The sequence below is a fragment of the Mucilaginibacter sp. OK268 genome (assembly GCF_900103125.1).
Lineage (GTDB): Bacteria > Bacteroidota > Bacteroidia > Sphingobacteriales > Sphingobacteriaceae > Mucilaginibacter.
Genome location: NZ_FNJV01000006.1, coordinates 304,380 through 325,209, shown reverse-complemented (window position 1 = coordinate 325,209; position 20,830 = coordinate 304,380). Strand labels below are relative to the sequence as shown.

Below are 20,830 nucleotides of genomic sequence, written 5' to 3'. Positions count from 1 at the left end.
TTGCGGCGTAAAACTAAGAATTTTGGAGCAAGGATTTTTGGAACAAAGATCAAGGACTTTTAGAACAAAGATTTTTGGAGCAAAGAGCAAGGATTTTTGGAGTAAGGATTTCTAAATGTTTGACTCTTGATAAGCTGAATTCAGCGATTAGCATGATTTTTCTTTTGTCCTTGCTCTTTGTTCCAAAAATCCTTGCTCCCCCAAAAAACCTATTTCCTCGCGTACCGCTTTACCAGATCGTCGACAATTTGGGCGGTTTCATTGGGGAAATCGACGATCACCTTTTTATCGTCCTGGATCCAGTTATTCAGATGGCCGGCAAACTTATCATTGATCTCATTAACCACCGGCACGCCCAGTTTTGATGCTGCCAGGGCGTTGCATTGCTGTTCGTATTGCCCCTTCATGGGTATCATAAGCACCTTTTTTTTCAGGAACAATGCTTCGGCCGGACCTTCAAAACCTCCGCCGGTAAGCAATCCTTCGCAATTGGCCAGGCTGGTATTAAAAGCCTCGTTATTTACCGGGAAGATCTCGACATTGCCCGAACGGTATGGTGTTTTCTGGCGTTTTGAAAATATCTGCCATTTGGCTTCGGTCTGGCTTAAATGCTTCAGCAGTGTTTTATCGTCATAAGCCGGCAGATAAACGGAATAATGTCCCAGGTTGGCTGTTTCCATTTCACGGATGCCGCTCCTGATCACCGGGGTATGGATAAAATCGGCATAACGCTCAAAGTGGAAACCCACATGGTGCGTGGTTGGTGAATAATATTTGAATAGCCATTCGGCATAATTCCACTTTTTGGGCCGGGGTGTATTGGGCGATACAAAGGAACACTGGTGACTTAATGATACCGAAGGCACTTTTTGCAGGCGGCAAGCCCAGGCGCTTACCGGTTCAAAATCATTAATGATCAGGTCGTAATGATCCAGCGGCAGACTGTGCATATCGCGCCAAAGCTGGGGCAGGTTCATAATTTTAAACGTAGCCCAGTTATCCACTCCTCCCTTTTTGCCAAATACAAAACTAAAGCCGTGGAAACGGTATTTAAGGGGTTGCGACAAGGAAACCTCAGCTTCGGTACCGCTTATTAATAGGTCAACCTCGCCATATTGCTGTAATAAAGGCACAATTTCACGAGCCCGGCTTATATGTCCGTTACCGGTTCCCTGTATGGCAAAAAGTATTTTCATCGATATTATTCGTTTTTTATACTGAGATGAAGCTATTATGAGCTCTTAATTTGTGAGCGTAAGCTCATAATGGTTTCATTAGTAGTATGTTCGTTTTTTAACTGTGCCGAAGCTATCATGATAGCAAGCTTGGTTTAACCTTTTAACTGAGATGGCAGAAGTTCCATTTCTGTTACAGTTTCAAGCATCATATTTCACAGTTTTTATAGCGGGGGTCAAGTTAGTAATTAGTATCAAGTAGTCAGTATCAAGTATCAAGATTTCTTGCCGACTGTAAAATATCCGTTTAAAGTCGTGATACTTGATACTGACTACTTGATACTGTGCCTCAGTGAGGTTCCTGTTTAAAACGTTCGAGTAAACTTTTTACATCCATCTTGGCGTCCAGGTCTTCGGCGTCGGTTTTATCATCGTCGTCGGTGTCGGTTTTAAAGTCGTCGGGATTATATTTAAATATGGTCCATTCTCCGTTATAATACTCCAGCGAGGTAAGGCTCTCCACCCAGTCGCCCGAATTGAGGTATAATACAGAACCTGTTTTTTCGGTGTTCTCGATAGTTCTGATCTCGGCATGATGAATATGCCCGCAAATAACATATTGATAGTTTTTGTCCACAGCCAGGTCGGCCGCGGTTTGTTCAAACTGATTGATAAATTTTACAGCCTCTTTAAAACTGGCCTTTACTTTTTGCGAAAAGCTCATTTTTTGACGACCCAAAGCCGTTAAAAACCAATTAACAAAACTGTTGATCAGGATAAGACTGTCATAACCTACGGCTCCCAGCTTGGCCAGCCATTTGGAGTGCTGCATGGTTACGTCAAATATATCGCCATGAAAGATCCAGGCTTTTTTACCATCGATATTGAGTACGATTTTATTGAGCAGCTGAAACGATCCCAGGTTAAAATCGGTGAATTTACGGAGCATTTCGTCGTGGTTACCAGTGAGGTAATGCACGGGTATGCCATCGGTAACAAATTTGAGTATGCGGCGCACCACTTTCATGTGTGCCTCGGGCCAGTACGATTTACTAAACTGCCAGATATCAATAATATCGCCATTAAGGATCAGCATTTTGGGCTTGACGCTTTTTAAATACTTCAGTAATTCTTTGGCATGGCAACCGTATGTACCCAGGTGCACGTCAGATATTACTACGATATCAACTTCACGTTTTGACATTAAAATAGAGGGGTTAATTGCTCATCCGGCAGGCGCTGCCGGTTAATATATATAGTTGAAATGATTAACAAACGATTACTCGTCGTCTTCGTCTTCATTAACATTCAGTTCATAAGGGCTGATATAGAAGGCCCCAACCAGGAGCAACAAACTTATAACAACCAAATACGCATACTCAAAATTCATTGTGAAATGATTTTAACAAATGTCGGTAAACTAAATTATCTTACTGTTAAGACTCTGTTAAATGTAAAAGGTTACGTTGGTAGTGCAAATTTTCTTTTAACCTCCTCTGCCTCACCCTGCCCATCATTGGCAGCTATTCCAAAAAGGTGTCATGCTGAGCCCCGTCGAAGCATGGTGGGCAGGCCTCTGCGCTCTACCCTTCGACGGAGCTCAGGGTGACAGCCTCCTTTTAACTCCTTATTTATTGATGCCTTTTCATTGGCTAATTAAATTTCCTTTTGATCCGCTCCAACTGTTTTAAATGGCGTAATAAATGTATCCGGGTAAACTTAAGCCATTGCTTGGCATTAAGCATACCTAAACGCGGATGCCCGTAACGTACATCGGGCGGGGCCTTTGCTATGATCGGGGCAATATCCTCTATCCGTTTACGGCATTTGATGATCAGGTTGCGGGCATCCTCCTTACTGATCTTCTCTACATTCATGATATCCAGCATTTTGATCTTTACGGGCGGGAAACAACCAAAAAGCAACGTAAAGTGCCCTTGTAAACTTGGGCCTTTTTTAGTGGGCGGACAGTTACTGTGGGCACAACGCTCAATAGCTATGCACGAGCGAAGAGTTATCTGCATCACATGGCTGTAAACCTCGGCACACGACCAGTGGCCCTCTTCCGGAGTTTCGGCAAATAGTTCATCAGGAATTATATCCAGCTGTTCGCGGTAATTATTCAGCGCGGTTTCAATGCCCCTAAGCTCTTTGGCAATGCTCATAACAATAAAGTTAGCTCTTTTAAATGAGTAATTTGCAAGAGCACATCATCGGGTTTTGGCGCGTTAAAGGGATTAAAGAAGATAGCATCCATTCCATAATGGAGCGCTCCGTAAATGTCAGCTTCTAAACTATCCCCTATCATCACACTTTCAGCCTTAGTGGTACTCGCCAGCTTAACCGCGTATTCAAATATGGCCTTATCAGGTTTATTTACCCCAATATCTTCGGATACAATAATGTTTTGAAAATATCCGCCGAGGTTGGTACCCGAGATCTTTAACTGCTGCGATTCTTTAAACCCGTTGGAGATGAGGTGCAGCGTATATTTACCCTGCAGGTACTGTAAAGTTTCGTGCGCGTGCGGGAACAGGTTGGTTTTGGTAGGGCAAAGCCTTACATACGCGTCCTCAAAGTCGACCGGGATCAGGTCTGGGTGCAGACCAAGCTGTATAAAAGTTCTTTTAAAACGGGCATCACGCAACTGTTCCTTAGTGATAACACCCGTATGGTATTGCGCCCAAAGCTCGTGGTTATTACGGGTATAGGTTTCGATAAACAGATCGGCCGATGGTAAACCGACCTCCTGTAAACGGTGCAGTACAAAAAGCTCGTGCAGCGTTTCTTCTGCGTTTTTATCAAAATCCCAGATGGTATGGTCGAGATCAAAGAAGATGTGTTTGTACTTGTTCATTTGGATGTTTTGCCATCACGTCATTGCGAGGTACGAAGCAAGACCTCACCCAACCCTCTCCTTTGGAGAGGGCTTTAAAACTCTTTCTTGAAATCTCCCCCTTTGGGGGAGATTTAGAGGGGGTGCTTACCTCGCAATGACGCGTTTTTGTGAATACGTAGACAAAATTAAACTATTCCTCCTCTAATCTCGAAATCCAACTAAGCCTTTTCCCCAAAAGCCAGGTCGCCGGCATCACCCAGGCCGGGTACGATGTAGGCTTTGCTGGTCATTTCATCATCAATAGCGCAGAGCCATAATTTTGCTTTAGGCAGATTTGCCCGTACATGCGCCACGCCTTCGGTACTGGCTATTACGGCAGCTATATGCAGTTCTTTTATTTTATACTGGGCCATCAATTCCTTGCATACCACTACGATACTTTGCCCGGTGGCCAGCATGGTATCGCACAGGATAAATATTTTATCGTCGAGGTTCGGGGTGGAGATATGGTCAATCTGGATCACAAAATCACCGGTACGCTTTACTTTCCGATAAGCGGTAATAAATGCCGATGCTGATTGATCAAAATAATTGATAAAACCCTGGTGAAAGGGCAAACCGGCACGCAGAATAGTCCCCAGTACCGGCTGATCAACAGGCACACTTACCGTGGCCGTACCTAATGAGGTATGCACTTCTTTGGCTTCATAAGAGAGTGTTTTACTGAGCTCATAGGCCAGTATCTGCCCCAGTTTTTCCTGGTTATACCTAAAGCGCGCTTTATCCTGCTGAATATCCGCATCCCTTAGTTCGGCCAAAAACTGGTTAGCAATGGTATTGGTTTTGTTGAGAATAAAGATCATGCTTTTAGATTTAGAGTCAAGAATCAAGAGCCAGGAATCAAGAAAACAGCTAAATGTATGCCACAAATTAAGGAATATTTAGGTGTAACAGCAGGAAACGGATATTTTTTTCTACCTTTTTCTTGGTTCTTGACTCTTGATTCCTGACTCTAATATTTTTTTTACAATTCAATTATGAATATATGTAGTTAACTACGTAGTTTTGTATGTAAATTTTATTGCCATGAACAAACTTGTTATTACCCCATTGACTAATGATTACAGCGACCAGATCATTGACGTTGTTTTACCTATACAGCAAATTGAATTTGGCGTTCCTATTACGATTGAAGAACAACCCGATCTGTTAGACATTGAAAAAAACTATCATCAAACCGGCGGCAACTTCTGGGGAGCCAAACACAACGAACTGCTGGCGGGTACCATCGCCTTAATCGCTTTCGACAAACATGCCGGCGCTATCCGCAAAATGTTTGTACGGCAAGCATACCGGGGCAAAGAATGGGGCACCGGTCAATCATTGCTTGATACACTGATTGATTATTGCCGGCAGCACCAGATCACCGATCTGTATTTAGGCACTGTGGAAGCATTTAAAGCGGCCCATCGTTTTTATGAACGCAATGGTTTTACCCGGCTGGCCAAAAATGAATTGCCACAATCATTTCCCTTGATGAGCAGGGATACCATTTTTTATCACCTACATTTGACAAATTAAGCACAGGGTTTATATATGAATGTGATAGATGAATCGGGCATTTTAGCCATTGCAACCAGATTGCAACGCCTTAGCGACCTATTGCGCAAGGATGGCGTGCTGATATATAAGGCCAACAGTATTGATTTTGAACCCAAATGGTTCCCGGTGATCTATACCCTGCACCTGCGATCGGTTTTGAGCGTGGTGGAAATTGCGAACGAAATTGGTTACACCCACCCTTCTACCATTAGCTTGTTGAAGGAGCTGGAAAAAGTAAAGCTGATCCGCTCTAAAAAGGATAAGACCGATGAAAGAAAACGTCTGATCCAGCTCACGCCAAAGGGTCAGGAACTGATTGAGCAAATGAAACCCGTTTGGGAACTGATGATAGCAGCCCTAACAGAGCTCACCACCACCCAAAATAACCTGTTACTGGCCATAAGCGAGGTGGAAGAACAAATGAAACGCCTGAGTATGTTTGAGCGGGCTAAGCGGATTGGGTTGACCTCACCCAACCCTCTCCAAAGGAGAGGGCTTTAAAACTTTTTTTTGAAGTCTCCCCTTTGGGGGAGATTTAGAGGGGGTTGCAAATCCCCCATATTTTTTGTATCTTTAAATACACCACAGGCCAGCCCTGCTTACTTTGAAAATTGTAAGCAGGGCTGTTTGATGAAAGGGACAAAACAAGCCAAAAATCGACAGATTTTCATTTAGTTATTTGACAATCAATAATTTAATACTTTTTAAACTTTTCAAAACCCATCAAAAATTTGTTAAAAAGTGTTAAAATGGCGTTAAAACTTTGTTAAACAGGGTAATAATCATGCGTTTTTACATCGTTTTCGACCAGAAAAGTGTTAAAATAAGGGGTTTAAAAAGTCTTTTCAGAAGATGGTCTGTTTGAATTTTATAAGTTTCGTTGTTATCGGTAAAAAAAGGGAACGAAAAATTGACCCTTATCGGCGCGGAGATTTTTGATCCCCAAAAATCCTGCTGACATACGGTTGTCATTATCCTGTACTTATTTTGAATTGCAAAACCTATTGCAGGAATATTTGTATTTTTACATAACAACATGGATTTTAATTTAACCTCACAATACTTCCCCACCGGCGATCAGCCCGAAGCTATCAGGCAACTGGTTGAAGGTGTAAATAATGGCGATCCTTTTCAAACCCTGCTGGGTGTTACCGGATCTGGTAAAACATTTTCTATTGCTAACGTAATACAGCAAACACAAAAGCCCACGCTGATCCTGAGCCATAATAAAACACTGGCAGCACAGCTTTACGGCGAGTTTAAGCAGTTTTTCCCGGAAAATGCGGTGAACTACTTTGTGTCGTATTACGACTATTATCAGCCCGAAGCGTTTATACCCACCACCAATACTTATATTGAAAAAGACCTCCAGATAAACGAAGAGATAGAGAAACTACGATTGCGCACCACCTCGGCCCTCATGTCGGGTCGCAGGGATGTTATCGTGGTATCGTCTATATCCTGCATCTATGGTATGGGTAACCCCGATGACTTTGCCGACTCTGTTTTTAAGTTCGCGGTAGGTACGCGCATTAGTCGTAACGCCTTTTTGCACCGCCTGGTCGAGATCCTTTATGCCCGCACTACAGCCGACTTTAAGCGCGGTACTTTCCGGGTAAAAGGTGATACGGTTGATATTTTTCCTGCTTATCTGGATTATGCTTACCGCATCTCCTTTTTTGGCGATGACATTGAAGAACTCAGCACTTTTGATGTAACTACCGGCAAAACCGTCGAAAAAATGACGCACATGGTCGTGTACCCGGCTAACCTGTACGTCGCTCCTCGCGAGCGTTTTACCCAATCTATCTGGGCTATACAGGAAGAGCTGGAGACCCGCAAAAAGCAATTTATTGACGATGGCCGTTTCCTGGAAGCTAAACGCCTGGAAGAAAGAGTCAACTACGACCTGGAAATGATACGTGAGCTGGGCTATTGCTCGGGCATCGAAAACTATTCACGCTTCTTTGATGGGCGGCAGCCCGGCGCACGCCCCTTCTGCCTGCTGGATTATTTCCCGGATGATTACCTGATGGTGATTGATGAAAGCCACGTAACTGTACCGCAGATCAGGGCTATGTATGGTGGTGACCGGTCACGTAAATTATCATTGGTCGACTATGGCTTCCGTCTGCCGGCAGCTTTGGATAACCGCCCGCTCAACTTCCAGGAGTTTGAGAAACTAGCTCCCCAAACCATTTATGTGAGCGCTACTCCCGGCGATTTTGAGCTGGAGAAATCTGAGGGCGTGGTAGTGCAGCAAGTAATACGCCCTACAGGTCTGCTTGACCCGGTTATTGACGTTCGCCCGGTGATCAACCAGGTTGACGACCTGCTGGACGAAGTGGATAAAACCGTAAAAATGGGCGACCGTGTGCTGGTAACTACGCTCACCAAGCGCATGGCCGAAGAACTGGCCAAATATATGGACCGCCTGGGCATCAAATGCCGCTACATTCACTCCGAAGTAAAAACCCTGCAAAGGGTAGAGATATTAAGAGGTTTGCGCCTGGGCGAATTTGATGTATTGATCGGTATCAACCTCTTACGTGAAGGGCTCGATCTCCCGGAAGTATCCCTGGTAGCGATTCTGGATGCGGATAAGGAGGGTTTCCTCCGTTCCGAACGCTCATTGATACAAACTATTGGTCGTGCGGCCCGTAATGATCGCGGCCGGGTGATCATGTATGCCGATAAGATCACTGATTCTATGCAGATCACCATGGATGAGACCAATCGCCGCAGGGATATACAGATAGCCTACAATACAAAACACGGCATAACACCAACAACAGTTGGCAAATCGCGCGAGGAGATCATGGAGCAAACCTCAGTAGTCGACTTTCAAGGCGGCGTACAAAAAGCCTATGTGGAAGCTGATTCCGTATCACTGGCCGCCGATCCGATTGTACAGTATATGACCAAGGCCGATCTGAAAAAATCAATCGACAATACCAAAAAAGACATGCTCACCGCAGCCAAGGATATGGACTTTTTGCAAGCCGCCAAACTGCGCGATGAAATGTTTGCCTTAGAAAAAATGATGGAAGAGAAGTTTTAGATGTGCGAATTACAGATGTGCAGATATGCAAATGAGTATCATCAGAAAGTAGATTTTTCATCTGCACATCTGTAATCTGCACATCTGCACATCTATCTTCAATCATATTAAAACAATTTTTACGTTATATAACTTATATTTGTAAGCTAAAAATTAATGTGATGCTTTTAATTCGTTTTCTACTCATATCAATTTGTATACTATATATCATACGCAGTTTAGTACGATACCTGCTCCCTGTGCTTTTTGAAAGCGTGGTCAATAAGGCCCAGCAACAAGCCCAACAGCAACAACGCCAGTCGTCAAAAAGACCTGATGGCACTATCAAAGTTGATTATATTCCACAGGGAAAAAGAAGTACCGTGCCCGATTCTGAAGGCGAGTTTATTGATTACGAAGAAGTGAAATAATCAATATGCTGCCAGAAGAAGTATACAAAAGACGCCCGAATCATAACAACACCTCCGAGTCTGTTATACTCATTGTGGCCAATTACATCGTGTTTACGGTTGCCCTGCAACTGTTTGCCGCCTGCGCCAAGATCGGCACATTTTTCTGGGTGGTTTTAGGCACTCTTGCCCTCTATAATTTTTTCAGCATACGCAAAAACCGCGAAGATTATGGCAAACCCCAGGTAATAGCCTATGCTGTGAGCCTTGCCGGTATGATATTGCTGTTTATCCTGCTTCGCAGCCGCGAGCTTACCTGCTAACACAGGAGTCAAGAAGTTAGAATCAAGATATAAGAAAATACAGCCCTGATTTCTTCTTATACCGCCGTGATTTTATATAAAACTTTGATTCTTGACTCTTGATTCTGATATCTTGATTCTCTTCACGTAATTGTCATTCAAATTTCTATTTTTGAGGAATATATATTATCCATTTCAAAAAACTTAAATGAACAACTGGTTTAAGCGTAATAGCATCCACTTTATTATAGCTGCTATTTTCCTCGTGATCTGCTTTATCTATTTTACTCCTGCATTTCAGGGAAAAACCCTCGGGCAAAATGATGTTACAAGAGCACAATCAACCCAAAAAGAGATCAATGATTACAAGGCAAAAGACACCACCATATTATGGACCAACCAGATATACGGCGGTATGCCAGCCTTTCAAATATGGGCGCCTTATAAAGCCAATTTAACTTCGTGGGTGATAAATGCTATCAACTATTCTCTACCCAGTCCGGTTGGCACCATATTGGTTTTCCTGTTAGGCGCATACCTCCTTTTTTCTGTATTGAAGCTCAACCCATGGCTGGCAGCAGCGGGGGCCATTGCTTTTACGTTTTCATCCTATAATATCATATTACTCGTGGCGGGGCATGCTAACCAGGCTTTCGCGATAGCCTTTTTTGCTCCTATTTTAGCGGGTATTCTGCTTATTATAAGAGGGAAGCATTTTATTGGTGCTGCTATAACCGCACTGGCACTGGCTTTGGAGATCAGGGCTAACCACGTTCAAATGACCTATTATCTTTTACTGGTGTTGCTTATTCTGGTGTTTATTGAGCTATATCATGCCATCAAAAATAAAACAACAGCTACTTTTTTGAAGTCATTAGCTTATGTAGGCGCTGCTGTTGTATTGGCTATAGCGGTAAACGCATCTATGCTATGGAGCACTTACGAGTATGGTAAAGATACCATCCGCGGTAAATCAAACTTAACACAACATACTACAGAGCCCAGCAATGGTTTACCTAAAGACTATGCGTATCAGTGGAGTCAGGGTGTGGGTGAGTGTATTACTTTCCTGATACCTAATGCATATGGCGGTGGTGGCAGGGGACCTTCGGACGCAGACTCTCATGTAGTCAAAGCATTGGTTGACAAAGGTGCACCAGCCGATCAGGCAGTTTATATAGCACAAAACGCGATGCCGCTTTACTGGGGCGAAAAACCATTTACCGAAGGTCCTTTTTACTTTGGCGCCGTTATTTGCTTTTTGTTTGTATGGGGTTTATTTATTGTCAAAAACCGCATCAAATGGTGGTTATTGGGCGCAGTTGTTTTCACCATGCTGCTCTCGTTCGGTAAAAATTGGCCATATGTGTCTGATCTGTTCTTTAATTACTTCCCACTTTATAATAAATTCAGAGCAGTTGAGTCTATTTTGGCTGTGGCAGGCCTATGCTTCCCAATACTGGCATTACTGGCCGTGAACGAGGCTATTGTAAATGACAATAAGGCCGATCTGTTTAAAAAACTGAAGATCACATTTTATATAACTGGCGGTATTACCCTAATTATTGCTGTACTACCAAGCCTGTTTTTATCATTTAAACCCAGCAATCAACTTGCTTACATTGATCAGCTTTCGCAAATGCTGAAAATTGATAACGCCACGGCGAGCTCATTAGCTCAGGCACTGGTTGAAGACAGAGCTTCTGTTGCACAAGCCGATGCTTTGCGCTCGCTTATTTTTGTGGCCTTAACATTTGCTATTACCTGGGCCTTTATTAAAAAGAAAATCAATGTCACAGTGTTATCTGTAAGTTTTCTGGCCCTGATACTGGTAGATCTGTGGACGGTGGATAAACGCTATTTAAATAACGATAACTTTGCCGCTAAACAAGATAATAACGCGCCTCAACCACGTGAGGTTGACCAATTTATTTTGAAAGACAAAGACCCTGATTTCAGGGTGATTGACCTTACCCAATCTATCAAGGGTGATGGTGTTACTCCATTTTTCTACAAATCGATAGGCGGATACTCAGCTGCAAGATTAAAACGTTTTGAAGAAGTTGTTGATGAGCAGCTAACCAAAAGCATCAATCACGAAGTGTTAGATATGCTGAACACCAAGTATATTATTTCGCAGGACCCCAAAAGCCAAAACCTGGCTATGCAGGCTAACCAAACCGCATGCGGACATGCCTGGTTTATAAAAAGCATCAAATATGCAGATAATGCAGATCAGGAAATGCAGGCTATCAGCAGCTTTGATCCTAAAAATGAAGCTATCGTTGATAAGCAATATAAAAGTGATATCGACGAAAAAACATTAGGGAACGATCCTGCCGGCAAAATTGACCTGGTAAGTTACAATCCAGATCATATGATATACCAAAGTGGCTCTACCGCCTCACAAATAGCGGTGTTCTCTGAGGTGTATTATAATAAAGGATGGAAGATGTTGATCGACGGGGTTGAAAAGCCATATTTCCGCGCTAATTACCTTTTACGTGCCGCACAGATACCGGTTGGTAACCACAAGATCGAATTCATATTCCACCCAACCTCCTACTATGCCGGTGAAAATATTTCTCTGGCAGGATCAATCCTGTTAGTGCTGGCCCTTGGTGGTGCTATTTATACCGAAACCAAAAAGAAACCTGCAGTTAAGCCAGCCGCTAAAAAAGCATAAGGCTTAACTATATTAATGAAAAGCGATGGGTGTAAGATCCATCGCTTTTTTTATGGATCAAAAAGTGGTTAGTCGTTCGTACGCTTGTTTTTGAGCCAATACCAGCCCAGGTTAAAGGCTATTACGAAATGATTGAAAACAGTCGGGATCAATCCGTAGTATCGTTTCATAATATCAAACCGCTCCTGTAAACTCTGACGATGTTTCTTTTTCGACATCCCCCCTACCAGGTATTTGGCCACATACCTATTCACGTTCACTATTTTTTTAGCTTTTTTAGCGGCGCGGATGACCCAGTCGATATCGGCACTGAGCTGATACCGGTTATCATAAAACTCTGTTAAACTACGCCTGATATAGATAGCCTGGTGACTAATGCTCATACCATATTTAAAGCTACGCCAGGTAAATGCTGCGGGTGCCTGGTGTCTGCGTTGACCAAGGCTTTCCCCACAATCGTCTATCATTTCGGTTTCGCCATAATAAATATCGGCATCATCAGCCGAGGCGAAGACAGCCGCCACAGTACCCGGGGCGCAAAATTCATCGCCTGAGTTCATGAAGATCACGTAATCGCCGGTAGCTATAGCCAGACCTTTGTTCATGGCGTCATAGATACCCTTATCCTTTTCGCTGATGAGTTTACTGATCCGGTCTTGGTATTTATTAATTACCTTCAGCGTACCATCATTTGATAAACCATCCACAATAATATACTCGATATTCGTATAGGTTTGCCCCAAAACCGAAAGCATCGTACGCTCAATATCACGTACATTATTATACACGATGGTGATCACGCTTAGTTTTGGCTCAAACATCGACACCCTCCTTTTGCAACAGACTTTTATAGAGGCTGATATGCTTTTGGGCGATAACTTCTTCAGAGAACGTATCCATGATCGTTTGCCGGGCCTGTTGTTGTATCAGTTCCTGATCAGGGTGTTTGATGATCCACTCCATACCATCTGTAAAGCTCTCTGCCGATTTATAAGTAGCCAGGTAGCCATTGTATTTATGCTGTACCATATCGGGTATCCCGCCGGTTGTAAAGGCTATTACGGGCGTTCCGCATGCCAGGCTTTCCATTACGGTATAAGGCAAGTTATCCTCCAGCGATGGTATCAGGAAAGCATCAGCGGCGGCATAGTATTGTGCCAGTTGTTCATCATTACTGATAGTGCCTAAAAAGCTGGTTTTGAACGGAAAATCGGGTACGCCATCTGTTCCGCGGTTGCCAAATATCACCAGTTCTACCTTGTCCGCGTCGGCGCCTAAACGCTGTTTCAGCAGTTCCAGGCTATCCAGTAGGTATTGGGTACCCTTATGCAGATCTTTCCGCGAGGGCATAAAACCACTCAAGAAGATAAATTTATCTGTAGACAGTCCGGCTTTCTGTTTGGCCAGTTTTTTACCTACAGGCCTAAAGATATCGGTTTCCAGGGTGTTGGGGATATGACTTACCACTTTCCCCTCCATCAAACTACTTTTTTGTACCGATGCCTGCATCCAGGTACTTGGCGCCGCTACAGTAAAATTCAGCACATCATAAGCCTTGCGCTTTTGCTGCCATATTTTATGCGAAATATCGTTATCCCTGGCATTAATCAGTAAGGGGCAATTGCCGCATTCCCTCATATAATGATCGCAGGTATAGCGCACATGACAGCCTCCGGTAAAGGCATTACTATCATGAAAGGTCCATACCACAGGTTTGTTTAGTTTGGCTATTTCGGCTATATGTTTCGGATCCAGGAAACCATGATTTATCCAGTGCAGGTGTATAATATCGGCATTTTTAACTTCGGGGTGGCGGATAACCGATCGCCCGAACCAGGTAAATGAAAAAGGCGTACGCGATAAGGGTTTTAGATACCTTTTGGCCAATATCCGCTCCAGGATAATGGTAGCAGCGGTATAGGCTTTTTGCACCGGATTGCTGTTAAAAGTACCTACCAGTGGATTTTTCCCGAACTTATAGTGAACAATGACCTTTGAATCGACATTTTGGCTGAGCAGTGCCCGGTTTAGCCGCATACAGGCCCGGCCCGCGCCACCATTGCCATCATAGGTATTCAGATGCACTACTTTTAACATGTTCCAAAAATACATTTATTCGGCCGAACCCAAATACCTGGCCGTCCTAAAACTCGTTTTGTTTTTGGTGGAATTTTCTGGTCGATGTCGGGTGGTGGGCTTTTTAACAATTCCGTCCGAACCACCTTCGCCAAAACTTTTTAAACCTTAAATTTTAACACTTTTCTGCTCAAAAACGGGGTAAAAACAGCCGAAAATTCACTCAAAACCATCGATTTTAACACTTTTTAACAAATTTTAACACGGTTTTAACGTGTTTTAAAAACTTTAAAAAGTATTAATTTATTGATTGTCAAATAACTACATGCAGATCGGTTGGTTTTTGTTCTCTTTTTTCCTTTAACAAAACAGCCCGGTTATCCTTTTTTATCGGATAACCAGGCTGTGGTATATACAAATATACTGATTTTTTTGATGGGATAAAAGCCTCTGGGTGGTATCCTATTTGTCATCCTGAACTTGTTTCAGGATCCCACAGGACAAGTTACCTCCTGCGTTGTACATCTTGCATGTGGGATGCCGAAATAAATTCGGCATGACCTGATTTGCTATTAACAGAATCGCACACTCCCCCTTCAGGGGGCCGGGGGGCTCACCCTTTGTCTCACAAACCTCACCATGCGCTTAAACAGGTTGCCTTTGCGGTGGGCCAGGAAATGTTTGATGGCCTGGTAAGCCTTCTCGTTTTCTTCAATTACATCGGGGAACTCTTTGACGGGTTGCTGCGAGATGTGCACATCATACATATTTTCGCGGTTGGAGTGTACGCCGGTACCATCGTGCCCGATGTTGCTGATAAGCGAGCGTGAAGGATTAAGCGTAAGTCCGCCTCGTAAAAAGATAGAAGCGTACCAGCGTATGGCCCAGGAATTGTTTTTGCCAGCTTTAAACTCCTGCACCTGCCGCCAGAAATTCATCTTGCCTTCTATCGAAAAACGGATGATGCTCAGCGTATCAAACTGGGCTATCAGCTTGTCAATATCGGGTTCAAAATGGTTCCAGGCGCGGCCCCATGTTGCCCAGCCCCAACTACTGGCTGCCCGGTAAAAAAACGACTCGGGTAGGTCCTTATCTTTCAGGTTATACATGTAGGCGCCTATATGCATCACCTTTTCCTGGCGGGCATAATGGGTTAATGCCTCGTTAAAATATTCGAGCGTATAGGGCGACGACAGCAGATCATCTTCAAAAACAATCACTTTGCCATACTCATACACCAGTTGGGTTACTCCACTAATGATAGATTCGGCGAGCCCCAGGTTATGGTCGCGCTCAATAACCCTTACCGATTTAAAACCGGTAGTTTCGCGGGCTATCTGCCTTACCTGCTCTACCTTATCGCGGTCGGCATCGGTTTTGGCGGCATCACAAAAAATATATAATCTTGACTCATCTGCCAATACGTTTTTTTGCAAATGGATCAATGTACGGCGCGTATGACCAGGCCTGTTATAAACAAATAAGGCTATCGGAGCAAGTTGCTGCATAGTTATTTTAGTATGGAGTATCCAAGTGTTGGGTATCAAGTATTAAGACAGTCTCATCAAACGAGGCTAATATAAATAGTTTTAAAAAGTCTTGATACCTGATACTAACTACTTGATACTATTTATCAAAATAGTTCGGGTTGGTTAGTGGCTTTCTTACACAAAACGGTATAAGCGTTGGCAAATTGTTCAGTTACTTTTTTTCCGAAAATTTTTCCCAGACTTTGCTTAACGGTAAACTCTGCCGCTATCTTCAGATCTTTTACAAAACTTTTCGTTTTCTTTTGGTTTACGTAAGTATTAAAGCGGGTCACCTCGGGCTCAATCATCGATGTGAGGTCGTTCTCGATCTCAAAACCTTCGGTACGCAGCAGGTAACGAAGCGATGTTGGCGTATATACATTGATATGGCCGTAAGCCAAAAAATGTTTGATACGGGTATCAACCCCGGTTCTATAATCGCGGGGCACTTCAATAACACATTGTTTGCCCACCCGCCGTAATTCGCGCAACAGCAGGCGTTCATGCTCTACATGTTCCAGCACGTGCGACAGGATCACCAGATCAAAGCTGTCGTCATCAAAAGGCAGTTTATAGCCATCAAATACCTGTGCCGACCGCAGGTTCTTAATACCACGCGACTGTATATACTCCACCCCACTGCCCGATATTTCAACAGCGTGGTACTCGGAGGCGAAGTTACTATCTGACAGTATTTTGAGGATACTGCCATCACCCGCACCCACTTCCAGCACTTTGGTAAAAGTTAATCCACGGCAAACCTCTATGATATGCTGCGCCTTGTATTTGGCGCTGAGCATACGCCAGGCCTCGTCGTGCTTTTGATAAAACTGATCGTACGCGGTTTTGTAGTTTCCGCCAATAATTGATTCCTGCATGAGTTACGAAAGTAAAACTATACCTTCAATGTTTCTGTTTCAAATAAATAAAAAAAATCAGATGTTCAGATAAAAAAAATAATGTGATTAAATTATTTGCACATCCGCACATCTGAAATCTGCACATTTAAAACCATTGTACCGGGCTACTTCCTCTTCAAAAGCCGGTCGAATACGCTGTTAATATCCTCAGATATCTTTAAAAAGTAAGCCAGAGCGGTATATACTATACCTATAATAATGCTGCGATATACCATATCAACATAAACATTCTTTAATACCGGCAGGTACAGCCCAATCAACAGGCAGGTTACACCGGTGAGCAGTATCCATATATGCGCTTTACCGAAAGGTTGCAGGCCAAATTTTATTTTTACAAACAAGGTGTAAGCCAGGTTAAGCGCGAACATGGTAAACAAATAAGATATCCCTGCTCCCATCATGCCAATACGGGGTATGAGCAACCAATTGAGTCCTGCACAAAAAATAACCCCTAATACAATAAACAGGGTGGTAAGGCGATAATATTTAGAAATATTCATGATGTAATTGTTCAGTCCGCCTGTCATATCAACCAGGAAAGCTAAACCAACTACCACAAAAACATCAAAGTAACCCGCATACTCAGGCTTATGCAACAGTACAATAACAAATTGCTGGTTTGCCACCAAACCAATGAACAGTAAACAACCAATAAGCATTTGCACCACGGAGGTTTTATAATAGATCTTACCGATCTTGGCCAGATCGTTAGTTGCCCATGCCTGTGATACTATCTGTAACGAAGTGCGGCTTAAAGCCTTGGCCGGCAAACTAATCACAATGGCTATGCTGAAAAAGGTGGTATAAATACCTACCAGTTTATCGTTGGTTAAGGCGCTTAGCAAAATAATATCCAGATTTTGGATCAGCACGTATGAGGTACCGCTTAAAACGGTATAAACCCCGTAGTTTAAAAATTTGCCCTTTTCTTTCAGTAGCCGGGCAGATATAGGCGCCAGTTTAAAATGTTTGCCTTTAGATACGTAAACCAATAAAATAAGTACCATGAGTACGTTGGCACCAATATATATCCATAAAAAATCATGATAATTGATTACGGCTGCTGCAATGAGCAACACACTGGCCAGTGTAAATAAACGCAGCCCCACCTCGCGCAAAAATGAGGATAATACATTTTTAAAAACGGTAAGCGCCATACTTTCCAATACAGCAAAAACCGTGGTTAAAAAGGCTAAAGGAATGAGGTAGTAAAAGTATTTTACCAGTAGCGATCCGCCTTTTTTTTGACTGTAATAGCTAACGATGTAGTCCTTGAATAAGCAAAACAGTAAGGTGAATACTACAAAGCCCAACAGTGTCCATAAGGTTACAAAAGTGGCAAAACCACCATGCTTTTTATCGTTGGTACGGTAATAAGGAAAGTATTTTAAAATAACATTGCTGATACCAACTGATGCAACCTGCGCGTAAAGCAAGGAAACGGCTATCAGCAACGAAAAAAAGCCGATCTGCTCCAGCGTTAAAAACCGCTGAAACAGGATAACGAGGTTAAAAAAACCTAAAGCGGTACCTGCATACAGTATCAAGCTATTCAGAAATCCCTGCTTTTGTAATAGGTTCATTTACCTGGTAATTAAACTATACTTTTTTGAATTACATTATTGAGTAAAGTGATCCTCAATTTCATATCATAATTATTTACCATGTGCTCGTGACCTGCTTTCCCAAGCTTTACAGCCAATTCTGGCGATGCGGCTAATTCGATCATTTTTGCGGCCATGCCTGCTATATCATGTTCATCAACCAAAAATCCGGTAACACCATCAATCACGGCCTCTTTAATACCCGAATGACGTGTTGATACCACAGGCAGGCCCGATGAAGAAGCCTCTAATACTGTAACCGGTGTTCCCTCTTTATCGCCATCGGCCGCGGTTACAGAATGTTGTACAAAGGCCCGCATCCTTTTCATCAGTTCCCTGATCAGGGCTGGTTTTAAAACTCCGGTTAAGGTGATGTTGTTATCGAGACCAAGTTGATTTATTAGTTTCCTGGTTTCGTCAAACAAAGGTCCGGCACCCACCATCCATAACCGGGCGTCTGGGTATGTTTCGGTAACAATTTTAAATGCCTTAACCAATGATCCCGGAGATTTCTTCTCGACAAAACGACCTACAAACAGAAAGTCTTTCTGCGAACCGGAAATATCAAGCAAAGGAAAATCTTTGGTTTCTACACCGCAGGAGGCATTGATCACCTTAGCGGCAGGCGCGCCCATTTGTTTCAGCGTATCGGCCATTTCGGCAGATACCGCGATAAAAGCGCTGGCATAGGCAAAGGCTTTTTGATACAGATCGTGATATTCGGCTACTGTTTTCCGATGAAAAACATCGGCACCATGAAAATGTATTACCAGAGGTACTCCGGCCAGTTTACAAGCCTCGGTTACTGATGCGCCTACCATGCCATATTCGGCAAACACGGCATCTATATGCTGATCAATAAGGTAGTTTTTTAAGGCCCTGGTCCTTACACTGATGTTTTTGCGTTTAAATAAACGTTTCTGGATCAGGTAGTTTAGCAACCCAAACTTAGACCGGATGAGGGGTTTATCCTGATGATCGTATACAGGGAACGCTCCACCATATAAAACCTTTTTATTACCCGCCAGTCCGTCAATATGTGCCTGTACAAAGGTTTCTGAAAAAGCGGATTTATTAGGTTTAATGATACATAAGTTATAAGCTCCGCCCATGTTTATCCCAGTTTTCGGCGAACGTAATAATTGCGGAAAAAGCTACCCAGTTTGGCCCTGGCCTTACTGATGATACGCTGGCTCCGTTGCCCCGCACTTACCGGTTTGGGATGAAAGAAGGCGGCTTCAAAATCGTCATTCTTCTCCAGTACGATGTGTGCGTAATCACCCACGTTCCATACATTTTTCAGTTGGTATAGGATCACTTCGGTACCGGTATCGGCGGCAAGCTTGCCTATTACTTCATATGATATGTGTTCATCTACCGGCTGCATGGTTTCAGGCTTGTTCACTAATGACCATTTCAGGTTGTGCGGTGTTGGTACGGTTAGAATGATTTTACCTTTATTATTTAATATTTTGGCCAGTGCGGCATGAACATCGGGGCGATCGTTTACCGCAATATGTTCATAAACATCCATAAAAATGACCAGATCAAACTGCTCATTAAATGTTTCGGGTGTTAATATGGTTTCCCTGAAGCTGAGCTTGTCATTGGCAAATAACTTCTGAGCTATTTGTATAGAAAGTGTGCTGATGTCGATACCGGTAATAGTGGCATCCGGCCAATATTTGTGCATTCTCGAGCTGATATTACCCATGCCGCAACCCACTTCTAAAATGCGTTTTGGGTTTGATGGCGCAAAACGTTTAATAGTTTTCCAGCCGTACTCAATACGGGGGTTAACCTTGATATAATCGTTTAGTTTATTTTTAACGTGCTCATCATAATAAGACACAACAGTTTCGCGATTCAGATTTTCGATCATTACAAATACAGAGAATAATATTTAAGGCTATGCTTGCCGTACAAAGTTAATAAATAATATTAAAGCGGCTTTTGTGCAACAATTACATAAATGGCGCCATCGCGGTTACGCTGCTCCTGCGAACTGATCTTGTTAAACAAGATGATGAAGGTTTGCATGAGGAGCGCGAAAACAGGCCTCAGTAATTTGGGTAATTTCAAGTATATACCATCCTGAAACAGCTGGAGCCCGCTGGCCGGCAATCCCAAAATTCCGTGAAAAGAGTTAATCTTAAATCCTTCGGCTTCGATGGTTTTTCTTAAGCCGGCGCTTGTCCAGCGCCAGTAATCATTGGGTGTGGGATGATAAAACCAATAACCGTGGGTGCTGATAAGCATAGATCCACCTGGTTTTAAAATGCGCAGAGCCTCTTGCAGATATCCCGATGGGGTATCAACATGTTCCAATACCTGGTTTGATAAAACAATGTCGGCATAGTTATCAGGCAGGGTTGTTTTACTGTCGAAATCTATGTGATGCTCGGCCTTAGGGTTCATCTCCAGGTCGATACCGAGATATTTTCCAACAAGCGGCTCAATAATTTCTCGATAGGGCATATCACCGCAGCCAAAGTCGGCCAGTAAAAGTTTGCCGTCATGCCTCGTAAGTTCTTTTATTTTTTCTAAAGTCCGGTCTCTTAACTGAGACAGGGTTATATACCGTGGATTAAATACAGATGGGTATAACCTATCATTACCTCTCATGCGGCTAAGTTAAAAAAATGAG

19 protein-coding genes are annotated in these 20,830 nt (G+C 43.1%); 6 read left to right on the top strand and 13 right to left on the bottom strand.

The genetic code is table 11. From position 1 onward, the window contains the following. Positions 1 to 209 precede the first annotated feature (209 nt). From BLR84_RS19790 to upp, 5 genes are all read right to left on the bottom strand, one after another. Positions 210 to 1,196: a glycosyltransferase family protein gene (locus BLR84_RS19790; RefSeq protein WP_090471565.1), complete on the bottom strand. Its 987-nt coding sequence runs from the start codon at positions 1,194 to 1,196 to the stop codon at positions 210 to 212. A 328-nt stretch (positions 1,197 to 1,524) separates the two neighbouring features. Next, entirely contained in the window at positions 1,525 to 2,379 is an 855-nt protein-coding gene (locus BLR84_RS19785; RefSeq protein WP_090471563.1) for a UDP-2,3-diacylglucosamine diphosphatase, read from the bottom strand. Between the two features lie 448 nt (positions 2,380 to 2,827). Further along, entirely contained in the window at positions 2,828 to 3,340 is a 513-nt protein-coding gene (locus BLR84_RS19780; protein WP_090471561.1) for a DinB family protein, read from the bottom strand. Next, complete coding sequence (locus BLR84_RS19775; RefSeq protein ID WP_090471559.1) at positions 3,337 to 4,032, bottom strand: YjjG family noncanonical pyrimidine nucleotidase; 696 nt, start codon at positions 4,030 to 4,032, stop codon at positions 3,337 to 3,339. Before BLR84_RS19775 ends, BLR84_RS19780 begins: the two co-directional genes overlap by 4 nt. A 200-nt stretch (positions 4,033 to 4,232) precedes the next feature. Next, a complete protein-coding gene (upp, locus tag BLR84_RS19770) occupies positions 4,233 to 4,877 on the bottom strand; it encodes a uracil phosphoribosyltransferase (protein ID WP_090471558.1) in 645 nt (214 codons plus the stop codon). 223 nt (positions 4,878 to 5,100) lie between these two features. Between upp and BLR84_RS19765 the strand changes: the two genes are divergently transcribed. From BLR84_RS19765 to BLR84_RS19735, 6 genes are all read left to right on the top strand, one after another. After that, positions 5,101 to 5,595 (top strand): GNAT family N-acetyltransferase, encoded by a 495-nt coding sequence (locus BLR84_RS19765; RefSeq protein ID WP_090471556.1) that lies wholly within the window; start codon positions 5,101 to 5,103, stop codon positions 5,593 to 5,595. Positions 5,596 to 5,610: 15 nt separating this feature from the next. Beyond that, positions 5,611 to 6,117, top strand: a complete 507-nt coding sequence (locus BLR84_RS19760) for a MarR family winged helix-turn-helix transcriptional regulator (RefSeq protein ID WP_090471553.1) — start codon at positions 5,611 to 5,613, stop codon at positions 6,115 to 6,117. 535 nt (positions 6,118 to 6,652) lie between these two features. Beyond that, positions 6,653 to 8,677 (top strand): excinuclease ABC subunit UvrB, encoded by a 2,025-nt coding sequence (gene uvrB, locus BLR84_RS19750; RefSeq protein WP_090471549.1) that lies wholly within the window; start codon positions 6,653 to 6,655, stop codon positions 8,675 to 8,677. Positions 8,678 to 8,838: 161 nt separating this feature from the next. Continuing rightward, positions 8,839 to 9,087 carry a DUF4834 family protein gene (locus tag BLR84_RS19745; protein WP_090471547.1) on the top strand — a complete coding sequence of 83 codons (249 nt, stop codon included), beginning with the start codon at positions 8,839 to 8,841 and terminating at the stop codon, positions 9,085 to 9,087. A 5-nt stretch (positions 9,088 to 9,092) separates the two neighbouring features. Next, complete coding sequence (locus BLR84_RS19740; protein ID WP_090471545.1) at positions 9,093 to 9,389, top strand: hypothetical protein; 297 nt, start codon at positions 9,093 to 9,095, stop codon at positions 9,387 to 9,389. Between the two features lie 187 nt (positions 9,390 to 9,576). Beyond that, on the top strand, positions 9,577 to 12,054 hold the full coding sequence (locus BLR84_RS19735) for a glycosyltransferase family protein (RefSeq protein ID WP_090471543.1): 2,478 nt from the start codon (positions 9,577 to 9,579) through the stop codon (positions 12,052 to 12,054). Positions 12,055 to 12,122: 68 nt separating this feature from the next. Here BLR84_RS19735 and BLR84_RS19730 read toward each other — a convergent pair whose 3' ends face one another. From BLR84_RS19730 to BLR84_RS19695, 8 genes are all read right to left on the bottom strand, one after another. After that, positions 12,123 to 12,875 carry a glycosyltransferase family 2 protein gene (locus BLR84_RS19730; protein ID WP_090471540.1) on the bottom strand — a complete coding sequence of 251 codons (753 nt, stop codon included), beginning with the start codon at positions 12,873 to 12,875 and terminating at the stop codon, positions 12,123 to 12,125. Then, a complete protein-coding gene (locus BLR84_RS19725; RefSeq protein WP_176852110.1) occupies positions 12,868 to 14,151 on the bottom strand; it encodes a glycosyltransferase family 4 protein in 1,284 nt (427 codons plus the stop codon). Before BLR84_RS19725 ends, BLR84_RS19730 begins: the two co-directional genes overlap by 8 nt. Positions 14,152 to 14,726: 575 nt before the next feature. Further along, positions 14,727 to 15,638 (bottom strand): glycosyltransferase family protein, encoded by a 912-nt coding sequence (locus BLR84_RS19720; RefSeq protein ID WP_090471537.1) that lies wholly within the window; start codon positions 15,636 to 15,638, stop codon positions 14,727 to 14,729. A gap of 125 nt (positions 15,639 to 15,763) precedes the next feature. Beyond that, positions 15,764 to 16,537 carry a class I SAM-dependent methyltransferase gene (locus BLR84_RS19715; protein WP_090471535.1) on the bottom strand — a complete coding sequence of 258 codons (774 nt, stop codon included), beginning with the start codon at positions 16,535 to 16,537 and terminating at the stop codon, positions 15,764 to 15,766. Between the two features lie 146 nt (positions 16,538 to 16,683). After that, positions 16,684 to 18,162, bottom strand: a complete 1,479-nt coding sequence (locus tag BLR84_RS19710) for a lipopolysaccharide biosynthesis protein (RefSeq protein ID WP_090471533.1) — start codon at positions 18,160 to 18,162, stop codon at positions 16,684 to 16,686. Between the two features lie 11 nt (positions 18,163 to 18,173). After that, a complete protein-coding gene (locus BLR84_RS19705) occupies positions 18,174 to 19,295 on the bottom strand; it encodes a glycosyltransferase (RefSeq protein WP_090471531.1) in 1,122 nt (373 codons plus the stop codon). Between the two features lie 2 nt (positions 19,296 to 19,297). Beyond that, positions 19,298 to 20,065 carry a class I SAM-dependent methyltransferase gene (locus tag BLR84_RS19700; RefSeq protein ID WP_090471529.1) on the bottom strand — a complete coding sequence of 256 codons (768 nt, stop codon included), beginning with the start codon at positions 20,063 to 20,065 and terminating at the stop codon, positions 19,298 to 19,300. Positions 20,066 to 20,124: 59 nt separating this feature from the next. Beyond that, entirely contained in the window at positions 20,125 to 20,808 is a 684-nt protein-coding gene (locus tag BLR84_RS19695) for a class I SAM-dependent methyltransferase (protein ID WP_090471527.1), read from the bottom strand. Positions 20,809 to 20,830: the final 22 nt, after the last annotated feature.